This is a genomic window from Gluconobacter sp., from assembly GCF_047723935.1.
Lineage (GTDB): Bacteria > Pseudomonadota > Alphaproteobacteria > Acetobacterales > Acetobacteraceae > Gluconobacter.
In genome coordinates this window covers 19,050-36,508 of sequence record NZ_JBDOBO010000001.1, presented here as the reverse complement: position 1 = coordinate 36,508, position 17,459 = coordinate 19,050, and the positions used below count along the sequence as shown (strand labels likewise).

Below are 17,459 nucleotides of genomic sequence, written 5' to 3'. Positions count from 1 at the left end.
GATGTCCTACTCACAACGCTGATCTGGTTCAGACGTCAAGACCCGCGTTCGTCATCCTGCTGTCCGGTATCCGGCAAGGGCTTCTTTTCCCAGCCTTCCGGCACTCGCATTCGCAATGCACGGATGTGACGGGCATCGGCATCCAGAACGCGGAATTCCAGCCCGCTCTCATGGGTCAGAACTTCGTCTTTCGCGGGGACATGCTCTGCCAGACGGAAGACCAGTCCACCGACCGTCTCGATCTCGGCTTCGCGCTCAGCATCTGTGAGAACAGCCCCCAGCCGTTCCTCAAGCTGGCGGACGGGCAGACGGGCATCAATATCGAAAGAGCCATCCGCGCGCTCTACCCACGGGGTCGTTACCGGGTCGTCGTGTTCGTCCGAGATATCACCCACAATCGTCTCGATCAGATCTTCGATCGTGACGAGGCCATCGATGCTGCCGTATTCATCAATGACAAGGGCCATGTGCATCCGGCGCTGACGCATCTGTAGCAGCAGGTCAAGCACCGGAATGGTCGGAGCAATCATCAGAGGCTGACGAAGAAGCGGGCGGATGTCGAACGCCTCAGGGTCATCAACATACGCCACCAGATCCTTCACATGGATCATGCCGGCGATATCGTCGAGCTGGCCGCGATAGACTGGCATGCGGGAATGGTTTTCCCGACGCATGTGATCCAGGGCATCGTTGAAAGAGATGCTCTCTGACATGGCAATGATATCTGCGCGCGGGATCATCACGTCATCTGCCGTGATGTCCCGCAAGCGCAGGACATTCATGATGAGGGCACGTTCCTGGCGGTCCAGTTCCGGCTCGTCTCCCGTTTCCTCGAAAGGCTGGGCGGCTTCGTGAACAAGTGTCGCAATGGATTCACGCAGACCCTGATCGCGGTTGCGTCGGCCGAATAGTCCGAACAATCCGCGAGAGTTCTTTTTACCGTCGTCTGAACGGTCCGTAGTGTCTTCGCTCATGCCCGTCTTCCTGCCTGTCGCCATGGATCGCCAAAACCGAGCTGGCGCATCGTGCGGGTTTCAACCCCTTCCATGTCCCGGGCCTCACCGGGGAGATAATGATCGTATCCTGCAAGATGCAGGGCTCCATGAACAACGAGATGGGACAGATGGGCGCGCATGCTGCGGTGGGCCGCATCCGCTTCCTTCCGGACTGTCTCGTAACCCAGAATGATGTCTCCGCCGTGCAAGGGAGAGACCGGTTCGAACGTCAGGACATTCGTGGGTTTGTTCTTGTTGCGGAAGCGGGCATTGAGCCGCTTTACGATCCGATCTGTCGAGAGAAGAATCGACGGAGCAGGAGACCGGCTGAAATCCGGGCCGCCCTGGCGGGCGACGGCGGTGAGCGCACGACGGATTGTGCGCTCGGTATCAGAGACCGAGGAGCGCCATCTGGCGTCCTCGATGATGATGTCAGTACCGGCGTGACGACTTGGAGGTTCCATTGTTATCCCGGCGCGGCCGATCCCGGAAATTATCCAGGGGGGGAGGCGCTTTCTGTTCATAGGCATCGACGATACGGGCGACCAGCGGATGGCGCACCACATCAACGGATGTAAAGCGAGTGATGCCGATTCCCTTGATGCCTTCCAAGGTCTCGACGGCTTCCCTTAGCCCAGATGATACCCCGTTGGGCAGATCAATCTGACTGAGGTCACCTGTAACAGCCATGCGTGTGCCTTCACCCATGCGGGTCAGGAACATCTTCATCTGAGCTGGGGTCGTGTTCTGGGCTTCATCCAGAATGACGAAAGAGTGGGCGAGCGTTCTGCCGCGCATGAAAGCCAGCGGTGCAACTTCGATCTCGCCGGTTCCCATTCTGCGCACGACCTGATCCCCAGGCATCATGTCATTCAGGGCATCGTAAAGCGGGCGCAGATAAGGGTCGATCTTTTCCCGCATGTCGCCGGGCAGGAAGCCCAGACGCTCGCCTGCTTCAACAGCTGGGCGGGAAAGAATGATCCGGTCCACCTGTCCGGCAAGAAGCATGGCAACGCCCTGAGCAACAGCCAGATAGGTTTTGCCGGTGCCAGCTGGGCCGATTCCAAAAACCAGATCAGTGCGGGCCAGCATTTCCATGTAAGCGGCCTGCCCATGAGAGCGGGGAGCAATCACACCGCGTTTGGTGCGTATGGCCGGGAGATCTGTCAAAGGCGCAGAAGCAGGAGCCGCTTGGAAATTCTGAGGAGCAGGTCTGTGCTGACCGGCCTCTCGACGAGGGGGCTGCTGCTTGGAAGGAGGTGCTGGAGGAACAGCAGCGCGTTGGCGTTCGTGATGCCGTGTAGGAAGCGCAGTCATCCGGATCACACCATCAACCTGCGAGCTGTCGATGGTGCCGCCCTGTTCGAGCTGATTGTACAGCGCAACGATAGCCGCCTGAGCGCGGCCTACAGCATCCGTTTCGCCTGAAATGGCGATTTTGTTGCCGCGGCATGAAAGCCTGACATTGAACCCCTCCTCAAGCTGGACGAGGTGCCTGTCATGATCTCCCAGAAGTCTCTGAAGGAGAATATTGTCATTGAAGCGCAATGCGACGGTGCGATTGCCTTCGGTACCACCAGGGGCGGCGACGGAGCGCGTCGGGGGTGTTGTCAGCAAGCGGAGGCTGTCTCCCGGATGAGGGTTCCACCAAGTGAGTTAGTCATGCGAGTGGTGATGGCGACCTTGGCGATGGTGCCAATCAAATGGTCCGGCCCTTCGAAATGAACGGGCTGGAGATACGGAGACCGGCCGGAGAGCTGTCCTGGCTTGCGGCCTTTCCCCGTAATGAGAATATCCTGAACCGTGCCGACCATGTCTGCATTGAACGCATCCTGCTGTTCACGCAGAAGAGCCTGAAGCTCTGCCAGGCGACGGGTCTTCACGTCTTCGGCCACCTGAAAAGGCTGGCCAGCGGCTGGGGTGCCGGGACGGGGGGAATATGTGAAGCTGTAGGCCATGGCGAAGCCGATATCGCGGACAAGCTGCATTGTCGCTTCAAAGTCTTCTTCTGTCTCACCGGGATGCCCCACGATGAAATCAGAAGAAAGTGCCAGGTCCGGACGGGCTTCCCTCAGGCGACGGACACTCTCGCGATATTCATCCGCCGTGTGGCCACGGTTCATGGCTTTCAGGATACGGTCCGAACCACTTTGAACCGGCAGATGGAGGAAAGGCATCAGGGCGCGGTTGTCACGGTGCGCGTCAATCAGGCTTTGGTCCACATCGCGCGGGTGTGAGGTCATATACCGGATGCGGTCCAGCCCATCGAGTTGACCCAGTTCGGCAGCTAGCTCTGCCAGAGTAGCGCTCCCGCCTTGGCCGTCATCACCATGATAGGCATTGACGTTTTGGCCCAGCAGGGTGATTTCGCGCACGCCCGCAGCAACCATACGTCGGGCTTCTGCCATGACCGATGCAACGGGGCGGCTGGTTTCCGCGCCTCGCGTGTAAGGAACGACGCAGAAGGAGCAAAATTTGTCGCAGCCTTCCTGAATGGTCAGAAAGGCAGTGAGATTGCCTGAGGATTGCGGCGCAGCCTCGGCGGGCAGGAAGTCAAACTTCTGTTCCGCTGGGAAGTCTGTTTCAATGACTGCGCCACCGGCGCGTGCGGCCCGAGCCACCATTTCTGGAAGGCGATGGTACGTCTGAGGCCCAAGCACCAGATCGACGTACGGCGCACGGCGAAGGATTTCTTCCCCTTCGGCCTGCGCCACGCATCCGGCGACAGCAATGATGCTGCGATCCTGACCATTCTCAATTCGTTCATCACGGATTTTGCGCAGACGCCCGAGTTCGGAGAAAACCTTCTCCGTTGCGCGCTCACGGATATGACAGGTGTTGAGAATCACCATGTCAGCAGCCTCAGGCGTGTCGACAGGGCCATATCCCAGCGGGCGAAGAACATCCGCCATGCGTGCGCTGTCATAGACATTCATCTGACAGCCCCACGTAATAACATGCAGGCCATGACGGGCACGTTCAGCAGGGGCGGGCACGGAAGCGGAAGTCTCGGTGGTCACGGTTTCAATCCGGGGCTGGCAATATCAGGCACACACATCAGGGCTGGAGGCTGCGGGGTCAAGCCCGCCCGGACAGAGGAAAGGTCAAACATGAGACTGGACCGACATGTCAGACTGGCCTGAAGCGGCATCACCATCTCCGGATGGACGCTGAATTGCTCCCATCGATGGAACTGAAAGTGACGCGGGGCCAGCCTGCAAGTCAAGACAAACCTTGGTTTGATCCAAAGATAATGAGGTTTAGTTCTGGTCGTCAGGAACAAGTCCTTGCCGGAGCTTTGCCGCGCCCTCGCTGACGGCCTTGAAGGTGGCATTCGCCAGCTCTTTCCGGGAGCGGAAATTTTCTGGGTCCAAGGGGGGATGCAGCAGAATTGTCGCACGCATCGAGCGCCACTGGCAGAAGGACCACAGATGAGGCGTCAGATCCATGTCTCCGTACCAGGAAAAGACGGATCGACGGCTACGGCCAACAGGTAACCCTTCCAAGCGATCATAAACAATGGACACTGGCTGAACGAGTGTTGAAGGGGGTTTCGGCATGCCAACCTGATCCAGCCGTCCCGGCTTCGCGACAGCAAAGAACGAGGAAAGAAAAGGCAGAACGCGGGAGCCGTCAGTAGATGTCCCTTCAGGAAACAGGACGATGTCGTCTCCGTCCCAGAGGCGTTCGGTCATTTCCTGCAGTTCTTTGCCGGTATTCTGGCGATTGCGACTGACGAAAATTGTCCTGCCCAGCCGGGAGATGGTTCCGATCAACGGCCAGGATCCCACTTCACCCTTTGCGACAAAGACCGTGTGAAGTGCGCCACCGACAACAGGAATATCCAGCCATGAGCAATGGTTCGCGACATAGATGATGGGGCGCTCGCCCCGTTGCACATCCTTGGCGTTAAGGATTTTTCCGGCTCTCGTTCCCACAATGCGAACCTGCAAGCCAAGAATGCGGCAGATCATGCGCCAGAATATCCGGGGCACTCGAACCTTGCCGGAGCCTGGAAGACGGATGAGTACAAACTGGATGGCAGAAACCCAGAATGCCCAGATCAGCACGGCCGCAAGCCTCGTCACGCAAGCGGTGCGACTGAAAGCAGAGAACTGGGTCGTTGCCTGTTCGTCTGGAAAATTGACACTTTCGTCAATGATCGGTCGGTTATGGCGACGGCGGCCGAGTGGTGGCTGAGCATCAGGATGGGGCATGGGTGCTGAGTGATAAGGATTTCAGGCGGCGGAGACAATCTCGTTTGTCTTACGAACGTTGTATGCGTGTCTCAAATGGTCTTTCTGTCATGGACTTGACAGTGCGTCGTGGGGTACTGCCACAAGGGTATGCGGCCACATCCGATCGGTTCGCTTTTCGTGGTTCGACCTTCTGGGGTCGATCATTTCTCAAAACGGATTATCAGGACCTCCGGTGAAGTCACGCGGTCGCTCATCTGCTGTTTCTCTCTCTCTTGCCATTGGGGCAATGGCGGCCTGCTGTCATCCGTCCGGAGCCAGGGCAGATACGCCTGTTGCCGGGGAGGCGACAGAACAGACCGTCTCTTACAAGGTCACGATTCAGCCGACCAAAAACGCTGACCTTGATGCCGCTATAAACGCATCCTCCCAGTTGCAATCCCTTCAGAGTACGCATGCCGTTGGACCCTATGCGCTCGCTGGTCGTATCAGGTCAGATTATGACCGCGTGGACACGGCACTGCAATCTCAGGGGTATTATGCCGGGACGGTTACAATTCTTATCAAGGCGGGAGCGCGGGAATTAGACGGGCGTGATCCGGCCGTACCGGACGTGCTGAACACTCTTCCCAAAGACGCCAAAGTCACCATCACGATTTCCGTCAGCAAGGGGAACCAGTTCCGCCTTGGAAAAATTATCCTGACGACACCGCCACCGAAAGCAAAGCCTCAACCGGACGTTTCCGGCGCTCCGAAAACAGAGCCGTCCCCCAAAGGAAGTGCAGCGCCGGTCTCGAGTAAAGCTCAGACTGCCGACAAAATGGGAGCGGTTGATACCTCCGGGCAGGCTGCGGGGCAGGGAGTGCCGGTTGAGCTTACGTCTGACGAACAGAAGGCCTTTAAGCTTAAGGCGGGTCAACCTGCGATTGCTTCGGACGTTCTGGCTGCGCAAGGCAACCTGCTGACCCAGTTGCAGGAAGAGGGTTACGCCGTCGCGGATGTTTCTACGCCGCTGGCCTATCTCCAGCCGCATGATGAAACCCTTGATATCGTTTTCCGTGTGGGGAAAGGGCCGAAGGTTGTCATCGGTCCGATCGGGATGGACGATCTGAAGCGCGTGCATCAGTCCTTTTTGCGGCGGCGTCTGACGATCCAGGAAGGGCAACTGTACCAGCCCTCCAAGATTGAAGCCGCTCGGCAGGACCTTGCTGCGGTCGGCGTTTTTTCCTCGGTTCAGGTGCATAATGCGCCGCCCATCATCACACTTCCCGCAGGTCAGACGCTCATGCCGGGCGTTCTTCAGGCCATGCCGGTCAATTTCAGCTTCAAGGAAGCAAAAAGGCGCACTGTTGCGGTGCAGGCTGGCTATTCGACGGATCTCGGTGGGCGTGCCGGTGCAACCTGGACGCATCATAACCTGCTTGGAAATGCCGAGCAGCTAAAGCTCACGGCTCTTATTACAGGCCTCGGTGGTTCGGCACAGCAGGGGCTGGGCTATGACGTTTATGCGGACTTCAGCAAACCGGACTTCCTGCATAAGAACCAGAATCTGAGTCTCCGTGTCGAAGCTATCCGTCAGCTTCTCTATTCCTATCATCAGACCGCCTTCATCCTGCGTGGAGGTATTGGACGTCGTCTCGGCAAGTTCTGGTATGTGTCCGGCGGCCTGATGGGCATGCAGGAGCAGATCCAGCAGTTCGGAGACACGCGGAGTTACTTCATCGTATCGGCGCCTCTCAGTGCGGCCTACGATAGCACTCAGTTGGCGAACCCGATCGATCCGGCCACACATGGTGTTCGGGCCTCTCTGTCTGCCACACCTTCTGTGTCGCTAGAGAACGGAACATCGTTCTTCACACTACTGTCCGCGCAGGTCTCTACCTATTTCGATCTGGCCAAGATCGGCCTGACGAAGCCGGGCAAGAGCGTTATCGCAGTTCGTGGAACTATTGGGTCTGTGCAGGGCGCTTCGACGTATCAGATCCCGCCAGATCAACGGCTCTATGCGGGTGGACCGGCTACAGTGCGTGGTTTCCGATATCAGGGTGTAGGCCCGCAATATGGTCGCACCAAGTACGCCATCGGCGGCACGTCTCTGGATGCCGGGACAGTTGAGTTCAGGCAGAGACTGCCCATGAACCTCGGTCTGGCAGGGTTCGTGGACGCCGGACAGGTCGGCACAGGTTCCCGCCCCGGACAGGGAACACTTCGCGTGGGTTATGGTGGAGGGGTGCGATATTTCACTCCTATTGGGCCAATTCGTGTCGATGTCGCGCTGCCGATGAACAGACCGGCCTACGGCGACAAATGGGAACTGTATATTGGTCTTGGAGAGACATTCTGATGCGCGCCCGCAGGATTATTCTCTGGATCGTCTCTCTCGTCATTGGCGTTCCGCTCGGGCTGGTTGTTCTGGCGCTGGTTGTCGTTCTTGTCGGGATCAATATCGGTCCGGGCCAACGCCTGATTGAACAGAAGGTCAGTCCACTCACAGGTGGAATGGTGCAGATCTCCGGTCTGTCCGGTGCGCTTCCGCAGCATCTGAAGCTTGCGCGGCTTGCAGTGAAGGACAGCAAGGGCGTCTGGCTCGAACTGGATAACTTTGAACTTCGCTGGTCGCCCCTGTCCCTTGTGGGCATGGATGCACACGTCAAGGTTTTGAGCGCTGAGCGCCTCGCTCTTCTGCGCAAACCGATTTCTGACACAACGGCAGAGACGACTGAAACCCAAGCCAGTTCCAGCCCATCAAAGCTGAATATCCAGGTTGATCTGGATGCTCTGAAAGTCAGTCGGATCGAAATTGGTCCTGATTTCACGGGCAAGGCAACGCTGTTCAGCCTGAACGGTCACGCTCATATTGCGTCTATCGCGCCATTCCTGAATGGCGTGACGATGCAGACACTGCCCAAGATGGACATTGCCCTGCAACTGGCCCGTCTGGATGCGGCCGGGGGACTTACGCTTTCAGCCCAGACGCCGAAAGATCGTTTGGCTCTCGCCGTTACCTTCAAGGAAGGTGTCAACGGCTTTGCAACCACACTCGGACAGCTTCCGCAGCTTGATCCTGTGGACATGCATCTGAACCTTGCAGGCCCCCGCACGGCAGCGGTCCTTGATTTCGGCCTGAGTGCTGGACCGATTACGGCATCTTCAACAGGGCAGATCAATCTCTACACGAACGTCGCGAACCTTCACGTCAAGGCCAATGCCCCCGCGATGACATTGAAGCCTGGCATTGGCTGGAATGCGATTGCCCTGAACACGGATCTGCACGGTCCGCTCAAGGCACCTGCCGGACAGGGGCTGCTGGATATTGATGCTCTGACTGCGGGTGGCGCATCCATCGGCCATCTGCACGCGACATTTGATGGCACTGAAGCCGCAAAGCCAGAAGAGACCGTTGCACATCTGCAAGCTGCTCTGGATGGTCTGCGGATTCCAGGAAGCCAGCCAACGCTTCTGGCTTCGGCGCCTCTGACACTGGATGTGACGGCTCATCCTCTGGCAGCGACCCTTCCGGTTGTCGCCAAGGTTGACCATCCTTTGATGCACGTCGCAGCCAATGTTGATGTGAAGCCAGCGGCCAAGGGTCATGTGACACTGGCGCTGCCGGATCTGCATCCTCTGGCCGCCATCGGAAGTACGGATCTGAGTGGTAGCGCGGCCCTTGCTGCTGATTTTGCCATGCCAGTGACCGATCATGATGATCTGACACTTGAGAGCTCAGGCACGATCTCTGTTACGGGTGGTCAGCCACAGGCTCTCCATCTGATTGGCAAGGATGGTCATCTGGCGCTTCAGCTCAGCAAGTCACCCGCCAATGTTCTGACGGTGAAGAGTTTTGGTCTGGACGGTCAGGCGCTTCATTTACTGGTGTCTGCGGTTGTTGATCTGGCGCATGGCAACACGATGCAAACCAAAGCAACGGTTGCTCTTCCTGATCTGCGGCAGGCCAGCCCAGCGCTTCTGGGCAACATGACCCTGACGGCAACGGCCGATGGTCCTACCGATGATCTGGCTGTCAAAGCAGGGCTTGAGGGTGAGTTCGGCACCAAGGATGTCGCCAAGGGCCCAGTCGCGCTGGATGCAGATTTTCAGCATTTGCCCGGCCGGCCGCAAGGTACCCTGACTGCACATGGAACACTGGATCATGCTCCGCTGGCGCTGGATACGGCTGTTCAGAAAACGGATGACGGTGCTTTCCATCTCGATTTGAACAAATTGAGCTGGAACAGCCTGACGGGGCAGGGGAAACTCCGCCTCCCGAATGGCGCGAAAGTGCCGCTGGGTGATCTGGACGTCAGCATCAAAAATCTTTCGGATTTCCAGCGACTGATCGGGCAGGCCATCAAAGGTCACCTGGCGCTGGCCATCCATACGACTGAACCGCAGGGCGCGCCACCGCAGGTCAGGCTGGGGCTGGACGGTGCACTCACCATGGCTCAGGCCAGTGTGCAGGCTCTCAATCTAAAAGGAACGATTTCCAACCCGATTGACGATCCCGCTCCAGATTTGACGCTGGATTTAACGGGTGTCCGCTCTCAGGATATTACCGGCAAGGCTCATGCCACAGTCAAAGGTCCTCAGTCCGCCATGGCAGTGACCCTGAATGGCGCCTTTCAGAACGTCATGGGTTCTCCGGCCAACGTGGATGCGGCGGTTCTGCTCAACTTGCCCAAAAAGACGGTGCGTGTGGACCGTCTGACGGCAATGGCCAAGGAAGAGTATATCCGGCTGGGTGGCCCTGCGAATGTCTCTTTTGGAGATATCATGGGGGTCGATCATCTGCGGGCGACACTGGCTCCGCAGGGTGTTGCGCCTGCAACGATTGATATTGCCGGGTCCATCAAACCTCGCCTGGCTCTGACAGCGACAGTTGACCGCCTGACTCCCGCCATAGCCAAGCCATTTGCCCCCGAACTTGCTGCCAGTGGTGTCATTTCTGCGAAGGCCAATCTGGCGGGAACGATTGACGCTCCTACCGGGACTGTCGCGCTGACGGCGCATGGCTTGAAAATGCAGACAGGCCCCGCAGCATCACTGCCCGCAGCTGAAGTTCTGGCCAATATCGGTCTGGCCGGAAAGACGGCCAAAGTTGATGTGACGCTTGGAGCAGGGCCGAAAGTTGCCTTGGCTGTCCGAGGGACGGCGCCTCTTTCCAAGGAGGGAGCGATTGCACTGGCCACAACAGGTCATGTCGATCTTTCCGTTGCCAATGGCGTGCTCGGTGCGAGTGGAATGGCGACGAAAGGGCAGGTTGGCATCAATCTGAACGTCGCCGGAACGGCCAGCCAGCCACGGGCGACGGGGCGTGTAGAGCTCCAGAACGTTTCATTTGACCACTATGCACAGGGCGTTCGTCTGACGGACATCAATGGTGCCGTTGTCGCTTCGGGCGATAGCCTCACGCTGGAGCATATTCTGGCTCACGCTGGGCCGGGAACGATCGCACTTGATGGAACGGTTGGCATTTTCCGTCCTGGTCTGCCGGTGGACATCAAGGTTATTTCCGACAAGGCCCGCCCTGTCTCAAGTGACCTTGTAACAGCCGTCATCAACACGGACCTGCACATCCACGGTCAGGCCACGACACGCGTCGATGTGGATGGGAAAATTGTCCTGCCAAGCGTGACGGTCAATATTCCGAACTCGATGCCAGCATCGGTCGCGCAGCTTGACGTGGTCCGGCCGGGTCAGAAAGCGCCTGACAATACCAGCAGCCTCATCATCGGGCTGGGGATTGATGTAATTTCGCCGGGACAGTTTGTGGTCCAGGGGCATGGCCTGGATGCGGAAATGCAGGGCCGCTTGCATGTTCGCGGCACGAGTAGCGCCCCGTCCATTACAGGCGGTTTCGATCTCAAGCGGGGCAACTTCAATCTGGCCGGAATTAATCTGAACTTCACGCATGGTCGCGTCGCGTTCAACGGAACAGGCGTTAACCACAAGCTTGACCCGACACTGGATTTCCGCGCGGACCGTAACGCCAAGGGAACGCTCGCGAGCCTTCTTGTCACGGGTTATGCCAGCGCGCCGAAGATCGATTTCTCGTCTGTGCCAACTCAGCCTCGTGATGAAGTCATGGCCATTCTGCTGTTCGGAACGGATGCCCATTCACTTTCCACAACGCAGCTTGCAGAGCTTGCTGCCGCCGTCGCACAGCTTGCCGGCGGGTCATCATTCGATCCACTTGGAAAGGTGCGGAATGCCCTTGGACTGGACCGACTGGCTGTCGGTGGCGGTGGTGGCGTTGATAACGGTGGGACCAGCGTGGAAGCGGGCAAGTACGTTATGAAGGGCGTGTATGTCGGCGCAAAACAGGCCACCTCTGGCTCCGGTACGCAGGCTCAGGTCCAGATTGATCTGACCAAGCGGCTGAAGCTCAATACGACAGTCGGAACGGGCGGTCAGGTGACAGGCTTTACCACGCCAGAGAACGATCCCGGCTCAAGTGTGGGTCTGTCTTACGGATTTGATTACTGAGCCTGAACGGCGTCTTCCAGAAGGGCCTTCACGCGGGTCACGACGTCCGACCATTCCCGGAAACGGGTCTGGCGGACGATCCGCATCTGTGGATACCAAGGACTGTCTTCGCGCTCGTGGAGCCAACGCCAGCAATTGTTGAAACGGTCCATCATGATGACCGGTTTACCTAACGCCCCAGCCAGGTGAACCATGGATGTATCCACGGAGATAATCAGATCAAGGCAGGACACCAGAGCGGCTGTGTCGTCCATGTCCAGACACTGGGGCATGAAGTCCACCAGCGGGGCTGGGAAATCCAGGCATTGAAGCGCAGCGTCATCTTTCTGCAGGGAGTAGAACGTAACGCCTTCTACATTCGCGAGCGGTGCCAGCGCCGCAAGAGGCATTGACCGCTGACGGTCCACCATCTGCGCACCAGTGTTTTCCGGGCGTGCGCCGCCGGCCCAGACCAGACCAACACGGAGGTTACGATCAGCTTTCAGGGATTTCTTCCACTGAGACGCCTTGCCAGGGTCAGCCGTCAGATAAGGAACGGGAGCGCCCATGGCGTCAGGTGTGGCCGAGAATGCGCGGGGAAGACTGATGAAGGGGCAGTGATAGTCAAAAGCAGGGGCCTCGCCGCCATGCTGAACAATGGCTACCCCTTCAACGCGACGGCAGAGATCTGCCAGTGTTGAAGATCCCCAGATGTGTACCACTGCGCCTGTTCGTGCCAGCGCAGGGATGTACCGAAGATACATCAATGTATCACCCAGTCCTTCCTCCTGCGTGACGAGCACGCGCTTGCCCTGAAGATTGAGAGTCGGGGAAATATTGGGCAGCAGGGTGTCTTTGGGCAGGTTGGTGTGCCCGGGGACGCCAAAGCGCCATTCATGTTCTGTCCATCCTTGCGCCATTCGACCGCTCTTGAGCATGGCAATGGAATGGTTCAGTCGCAGGGCTGGTTCGTATGGAGCGAGCGGAATGGTCTCTCGATAGACGTTAGCTGACTCTTCCAGCCTGCCGATATTGTTAAAGATCGCAGCTGTATTGCAACCGATCTTCCAATCTTCCGGATGCTGGCGGCGCAGGTCATCCATAATGGACAACGCTTCGTCAAACCGGCCCTGTTCCGTTAGGTTCATGACGAGAAGGTTAAGGGTATTTTTATCGTTAGGGCGTCTTTGCAGGCTCTCGCGGAAGGCGACATCGGCTTCATCGAAGCGCCCCATATGCATCAGAATGGTGCCGTAGGCATCCAGAAGACGTGTGTCTTGCGGGGAGAGGCGACGGCATTCCTTGATAAGCAGGAGCAGATCAGCCCGGCGCCGAAGGGAAGCTGCTTCTTCAACGAGGGCAGTGATGGCATGGCCGCCGAAAGGCTTACTCGCTGCTTCAAGTTCTATTGCAGCCTGCGCGTACTGAGCGGAACGGAAAAAGGCACGCCCCTTCGCCAGATGAACGGCGTCACTCAGGGGGAGTGGCCCCAGAATGTCCAGTGCCTGTTTCGGATTGCCTGCCTGTATGGCGTTTTCAGCGCGGGTGAGGGCCTCACCGTCTGTCGTAGAAGTACTTTGGCTAGCCGTCACAGTGTTATCCTGAAACAGGTTCAGCCATCTCCCGAAGTGCTTTCAGAATGGCTGCAAGCGAATAAGGCTTGGAGATAAAGCGGGCCAGAGCCGGATTGTCAGAGGCTTCATCCCGCCGAAGGTCTCCATGACCACTAATGTAAATCACGGGGAGATCAGGCCATTTTTCTCTGGCCTGATGGCTGAGGCTCATGCCGTCGCCATCAGGAAGAGACATATCTGCCACGAGAGCATCAAGGCTGCTTTCAGCGGAAATACAGGCAATGGCTTCCGCGCAGTTACTGGCTTCCCTCACTGTAATCCCACTGTCTTGCAGAAATTCCACAAGACAGGTCCGGATCAGAAAATCATCTTCAATGATGAGAACAGTGAGGGAAGATGTCATAAATTACGAGGACCAGTTCTTTTCAAAGTCACCATACAACGTCAGACCGCCATCAACAAAGAGGGTTTGACCCGTGATGTAGGTGCTGTCTTCGGCGGCCAGGAATGTGACGGCATCCGCGATCTCACGTCCTTCACCCGGGCGCTTCATCGGAATGTGGTCAGCAACGTTTTTGTACTGCTCTGGGTCGTTGATCCAGGACATGTTGATCGGCGTCACGATTGCACCTGGTGCGACTGCATTCACGCGGATGCCACGGCTTGCATATTCCAGAGCCAGCGTGCGGACGATATTGCCCACGGCGCCCTTGGACGCGGAATAACCGAGATAATGAGGCTTCGGAATGATCTGGTGCACGGAGGAGTTCACGATGATCGCGCCCTGAATGCCGTTTTCGAGCCAGTACTTGATGGCCTCGCGGCAGGGCAGCATCACGCCCGTCACATTGACGGCCATCACGCCTTCAAAGTCTTCCAGCTTGATGTCTTCAGACGGGGAAGGGATCTGATAGCCTGCATTGCAAACCAGCACATCCAGTCCACCCATGGCCTCAATGCTTTCGCGCATCAGGCGTCGGACGTCTTCTTCCTTGGAGATGTCACCCGTGGCGATCGGGTGTTCACCGCCAGAAACCTTCGGAAGCTTGTCGCGGACAGCAATCAGCTTGTCTTCCTTGCGGCCATTCAGCGCAACCTGAGCGCCTTCTTCTGCAAAGCGTAAGGCTGTTGCCTCACCAATACCTTGGGACGCACCCGTAACGAGTACTTTCTTGCCGGCGAAACGATTGCTGTAAGGGGCGGGCATAGGTCCTCACCTCTCCTTGAACGTCAGTGATTTTAAAATGGGATAGGGCATCCAGGAGCGGCCTTCCGTGTCGCCAACGCGGAAACGGCCTGAAGGATGCTTTTCAAACTGTGATGTTTTCGTAATTACACGAAAACATCACAGAATTCTGGAAGGCTCAGGCGGCCTTCATGGTCTTGGTCAGGCTCTCGAGGACCGTTGCGGGGTCCGTATTTTCGAGAACGGCAACTTCCGCAACAAAGCGCTCCTGTGCAGCTTCGAAAAGCTTACGCTCGGAGAAACTGCCATCAAGGCTGTCGACGTTACGACGCAAGTCACGAAGAACTTCCGCAATCTGGATCAGATCACCGGAGTTGATCTTTTCCTGATAGGCGACAGCGCGACGGGCCCACATGCCTTTGCTGACATGCGGCTTGCCCTTGATGACCGTCATCGCCTTGTCCACGATATCCCGCGTCACGATCTTGCGGAGACCAGCCTTACGGGCCTTCGCAAGCGGAATGCGGAGCATCATCTGATTGCCGGGGAACGAGATCTGGATCATCTCGATCATGGTATCGGCCACTTCGACCATACCAATCTTTTCCACGCGGCCTACGCCATGTGCGGCATAGACGATGGAGTCACCTTCGCTGAACGGGTCAGTGCCGTGTTCAGGGTCGGTTTGACGGGCGGTGTACTTGGCTGCGGCACGAGCCATTTCGTCGGTCATGCCGCCCTTCGGGGGGGTCTTGAAGGTGTTCATAGCCACGGATGATACCAGAAAAACCCCCTCCTGTCCTGCACTATCATGTCTAATCAGGGCTGAACGCCGTGCTTGGACTGAATGATGCCTGGAGCAGGCTCGCCAATCGGCTGAAGCAGGTCACGCTCGATTGTCCGCGCCATCGTGTGCATCGGGAGGGCATGAACGCTGGCAATAAACGGCTCCTGCAGGTCACGGCCACTGCGATCCAGCATCTGGAACAGAAGCCCGATGACACTGGAACCAAGTGGCGTAATCCACCCCAGGGTCTGCACGGCAGAAAGCGGCAGAATGATGCAGAAAAGATGCGTCGCGATTTCGGGAATGACCGAATACTGCACCGGAAGCGGCGTATTGCGGATACGCTCAAGACCGCCCTGCGCATTGGCGATATCAGACAGGATGCGGTCCACGGTGCCATGGACGGCGCCGTCGATATTCTTGAGAGCCACTTCCTGCTGCACACCCAGGCCAATTTCGTAAAGCAGGGCATTGGCCGTGTTGGAGCAGGCGAAGACTTTTTCACGGATATCGGACGGAAGGAGGCGATCTACTTCCTCGCCCGTCTTGTCGCCACGCAGTGCTGCGCGCAGGACATGCGGGTAGGCTGCCATCAATCTGGCCAGGTCAGGCCGACCGCCGAGCAGGGATGCAGCCTCACGGCCAAACGACCGGCAGTTGTTCGTGATGGAGCCCCAGAGGGTTCGTCCTTCCCACCACCGGGCATAGGCCGCGTTGTTGCGCATGCCCAGGAAAATGGCCAGTGCAGAGCCCATGAGAGAAATTGGCAGCGCTGGCTGGTCCATCCACTCCTGATGGTAGATCTGGAAGAGAATGACGACCACGAGGTCCCAGAGCGCCAGAATCAGAAGAGGTGGCAAGGACTCTCTGAAAAGAATGGCTAGCCCGTGTTGGCGATTGACGATCAAGCCTGTGCTCCTTGCCTGAAAACGGTATGGCCGGTGAAACTAACCGTGAAAAGTGTGACCGGCCAACACCAAAAGATGTCCACTCTCTTGCACTCTTTTGCCACTCGAACCGGAAAAGAAACCTTTCGAGCGTCAAGTGTCAGGGCAGGAGAAGAGTGTAAAGCGTAACGCGGCTCTTGCGTCCCGTTTCCCTCATGAGACACTTTGTACACATATATCAGGGAGCCAGTTCAGATGGATGTCATCGCCGCGATTGCCTTTGAGGCCGGAAAGCCTCTTGAAATTGACACCGTGCAGCTTGAAGGCCCGAAAACGGGTGAAGTTCTGGTTGAGATCAAGGCGACTGGTCTGTGTCACACGGACAAGTACACGCTTTCCGGGCAGGACCCTGAAGGCCTCTTTCCGGCCATTCTCGGGCATGAGGGCGCGGGCATCGTTCGGGAAGTGGGGCCAGGCGTCAAACATCTGAAGCCGGGCGACCACGTCATACCGCTTTACACGCCGGAATGCCGTGAGTGCCCGTCTTGCCTGTCTCGCAAGACCAATCTGTGTACGTCCATCCGCTCCACGCAGGGCAAGGGCGTCATGCCGGATGGGACATCCCGGTTTTCATACAAGGGCCAGCCAATCCATCACTATATGGGTTGTTCGACCTTCGCGAATTTTACGGTTCTTCCGGAAATTTCCCTTGCGAAAATCCGTCCTGACGCGCCGTTCGACAAGGTCTGCTACATCGGTTGCGGTGTCACGACGGGCCTCGGGGCAGTCATGTTCACTGCCAAGGTGGAGCCGGGATCGACTGTCGCCGTGTTTGGGCTTGGCGGGATTGGCCTGAATGTCATCCAGGGCGCCAAGATGGTCGGGGCGACACGTATCATCGGTATTGACGTCAATCCGGCCCGGGAGCAGATGGCCCGCGAGTTCGGCATGACGGACTTCGTTAACCCCAAGGGTCTGGGCCCGAACGGTGATCTGGTGGGACATCTGGTTGAGATGACCGGCGGCGGCGCAGACTACACGTTCGAATGTGTGGGGAATGTCACCCTCATGCGGCAAGCTCTAGAAAGTGCTCATCGTGGCTGGGGTGTGTCTTGCGTGATCGGCGTGGCCGGGGCAGGGCAGGAAATCAGCACGCGCCCATTCCAGCTTGTGACGGGTCGCCGCTGGATCGGTTCAGCCTTCGGTGGGGCGAGGGGCCGCACGGATGTTCCCAAGATTGTGGACTGGTACATGGAGGGACGGATCGACATTGATTCCCTCATCACCCACAAACTCAAGCTCTCCGAAATCAATCACGGTTTTGACCTCATGACACGCGGCGAGAGCATCCGCAGCGTCGTGGAGTATTGAG

Annotated in this window: 13 protein-coding genes; 3 read left to right on the top strand and 10 right to left on the bottom strand. The window is 57.7% G+C overall.

Features of this window, described 5'->3' with window-relative positions:
* Nucleotides 1–35: 35 nt before the first annotated feature.
* The 5 genes from ABF979_RS00160 to ABF979_RS00140 all read right to left on the bottom strand — a co-directional run bounded on the left by ABF979_RS00160 (nucleotide 36) and on the right by ABF979_RS00140 (nucleotide 5,212).
* Nucleotides 36–974 (bottom strand): hemolysin family protein, encoded by a 939-nt coding sequence (locus ABF979_RS00160; RefSeq protein ID WP_215748796.1) that lies wholly within the window; start codon nucleotides 972–974, stop codon nucleotides 36–38.
* Nucleotides 971–1,459: an rRNA maturation RNase YbeY gene (gene ybeY / locus ABF979_RS00155; protein WP_202206657.1), complete on the bottom strand. Its 489-nt coding sequence runs from the start codon at nucleotides 1,457–1,459 to the stop codon at nucleotides 971–973. The genes ABF979_RS00160 and ybeY overlap by 4 nt, the downstream gene beginning before the upstream one ends.
* Nucleotides 1,428–2,612: a PhoH family protein gene (locus tag ABF979_RS00150; protein ID WP_415557263.1), complete on the bottom strand. Its 1,185-nt coding sequence runs from the start codon at nucleotides 2,610–2,612 to the stop codon at nucleotides 1,428–1,430. Before ABF979_RS00150 ends, ybeY begins: the two co-directional genes overlap by 32 nt.
* A complete protein-coding gene (gene miaB, locus ABF979_RS00145; protein ID WP_415557262.1) occupies nucleotides 2,606–4,015 on the bottom strand; it encodes a tRNA (N6-isopentenyl adenosine(37)-C2)-methylthiotransferase MiaB in 1,410 nt (469 codons plus the stop codon). Before miaB ends, ABF979_RS00150 begins: the two co-directional genes overlap by 7 nt.
* Nucleotides 4,016–4,255: 240 nt before the next feature.
* Entirely contained in the window at nucleotides 4,256–5,212 is a 957-nt protein-coding gene (locus ABF979_RS00140) for a lysophospholipid acyltransferase family protein (RefSeq protein ID WP_415557261.1), read from the bottom strand.
* A 214-nt stretch (nucleotides 5,213–5,426) separates the two neighbouring features.
* Between ABF979_RS00140 and ABF979_RS00135 the strand changes: the two genes are divergently transcribed.
* Together ABF979_RS00135 and ABF979_RS00130 are read left to right on the top strand one after the other, a co-directional pair.
* Nucleotides 5,427–7,535 carry an autotransporter assembly complex protein TamA gene (locus tag ABF979_RS00135; RefSeq protein ID WP_415557260.1) on the top strand — a complete coding sequence of 703 codons (2,109 nt, stop codon included), beginning with the start codon at nucleotides 5,427–5,429 and terminating at the stop codon, nucleotides 7,533–7,535.
* Nucleotides 7,535–11,674 carry a translocation/assembly module TamB domain-containing protein gene (locus tag ABF979_RS00130; protein ID WP_415557258.1) on the top strand — a complete coding sequence of 1,380 codons (4,140 nt, stop codon included), beginning with the start codon at nucleotides 7,535–7,537 and terminating at the stop codon, nucleotides 11,672–11,674. Before ABF979_RS00135 ends, ABF979_RS00130 begins: the two co-directional genes overlap by 1 nt.
* Here the strand turns inward: ABF979_RS00130 and ABF979_RS00125 are convergent.
* The 5 genes from ABF979_RS00125 to ABF979_RS00105 all read right to left on the bottom strand — a co-directional run bounded on the left by ABF979_RS00125 (nucleotide 11,668) and on the right by ABF979_RS00105 (nucleotide 16,108).
* On the bottom strand, nucleotides 11,668–13,245 hold the full coding sequence (locus tag ABF979_RS00125; RefSeq protein ID WP_415557256.1) for a tetratricopeptide repeat protein: 1,578 nt from the start codon (nucleotides 13,243–13,245) through the stop codon (nucleotides 11,668–11,670). The two genes, ABF979_RS00130 and ABF979_RS00125, sit on opposite strands and share 7 nt — an antisense overlap.
* A 4-nt stretch (nucleotides 13,246–13,249) precedes the next feature.
* Nucleotides 13,250–13,630, bottom strand: coding sequence for a response regulator (locus ABF979_RS00120; RefSeq protein ID WP_202206664.1), 381 nt, complete (start codon nucleotides 13,628–13,630; stop codon nucleotides 13,250–13,252).
* 3 nt (nucleotides 13,631–13,633) lie between these two features.
* Complete coding sequence (locus tag ABF979_RS00115) at nucleotides 13,634–14,434, bottom strand: SDR family NAD(P)-dependent oxidoreductase (protein WP_064274068.1); 801 nt, start codon at nucleotides 14,432–14,434, stop codon at nucleotides 13,634–13,636.
* Nucleotides 14,435–14,591: 157 nt separating this feature from the next.
* Nucleotides 14,592–15,179: a CarD family transcriptional regulator gene (locus ABF979_RS00110; RefSeq protein WP_046899564.1), complete on the bottom strand. Its 588-nt coding sequence runs from the start codon at nucleotides 15,177–15,179 to the stop codon at nucleotides 14,592–14,594.
* Nucleotides 15,180–15,232: 53 nt separating this feature from the next.
* On the bottom strand, nucleotides 15,233–16,108 hold the full coding sequence (locus ABF979_RS00105) for a bestrophin family protein (protein WP_064274069.1): 876 nt from the start codon (nucleotides 16,106–16,108) through the stop codon (nucleotides 15,233–15,235).
* 234 nt (nucleotides 16,109–16,342) lie between these two features.
* On the opposite strand from ABF979_RS00105, the gene ABF979_RS00100 reads away from it, so the two are divergent.
* Nucleotides 16,343–17,458, top strand: a complete 1,116-nt coding sequence (locus tag ABF979_RS00100; RefSeq protein WP_415557254.1) for an S-(hydroxymethyl)glutathione dehydrogenase/class III alcohol dehydrogenase — start codon at nucleotides 16,343–16,345, stop codon at nucleotides 17,456–17,458.
* Nucleotide 17,459: the final 1 nt, after the last annotated feature.

Coding starts and splice junctions, on each gene's coding strand:
- ybeY (WP_202206657.1), bottom strand. CDS start 1,459: ATGGAACCTCCAAGTCGTCACGCCGGTACTGACATCATCATCGAGGAC.
- ABF979_RS00140 (WP_415557261.1), bottom strand. CDS start 5,212: ATGCCCCATCCTGATGCTCAGCCACCACTCGGCCGCCGTCGCCATAAC.
- ABF979_RS00115 (WP_064274068.1), bottom strand. CDS start 14,434: ATGCCCGCCCCTTACAGCAATCGTTTCGCCGGCAAGAAAGTACTCGTT.
- ABF979_RS00100 (WP_415557254.1), top strand. CDS start 16,343: ATGGATGTCATCGCCGCGATTGCCTTTGAGGCCGGAAAGCCTCTTGAA.
- ABF979_RS00130 (WP_415557258.1), top strand. CDS start 7,535: ATGCGCGCCCGCAGGATTATTCTCTGGATCGTCTCTCTCGTCATTGGC.
- ABF979_RS00160 (WP_215748796.1), bottom strand. CDS start 974: ATGAGCGAAGACACTACGGACCGTTCAGACGACGGTAAAAAGAACTCT.
- ABF979_RS00110 (WP_046899564.1), bottom strand. CDS start 15,179: ATGAACACCTTCAAGACCCCCCCGAAGGGCGGCATGACCGACGAAATG.
- ABF979_RS00120 (WP_202206664.1), bottom strand. CDS start 13,630: ATGACATCTTCCCTCACTGTTCTCATCATTGAAGATGATTTTCTGATC.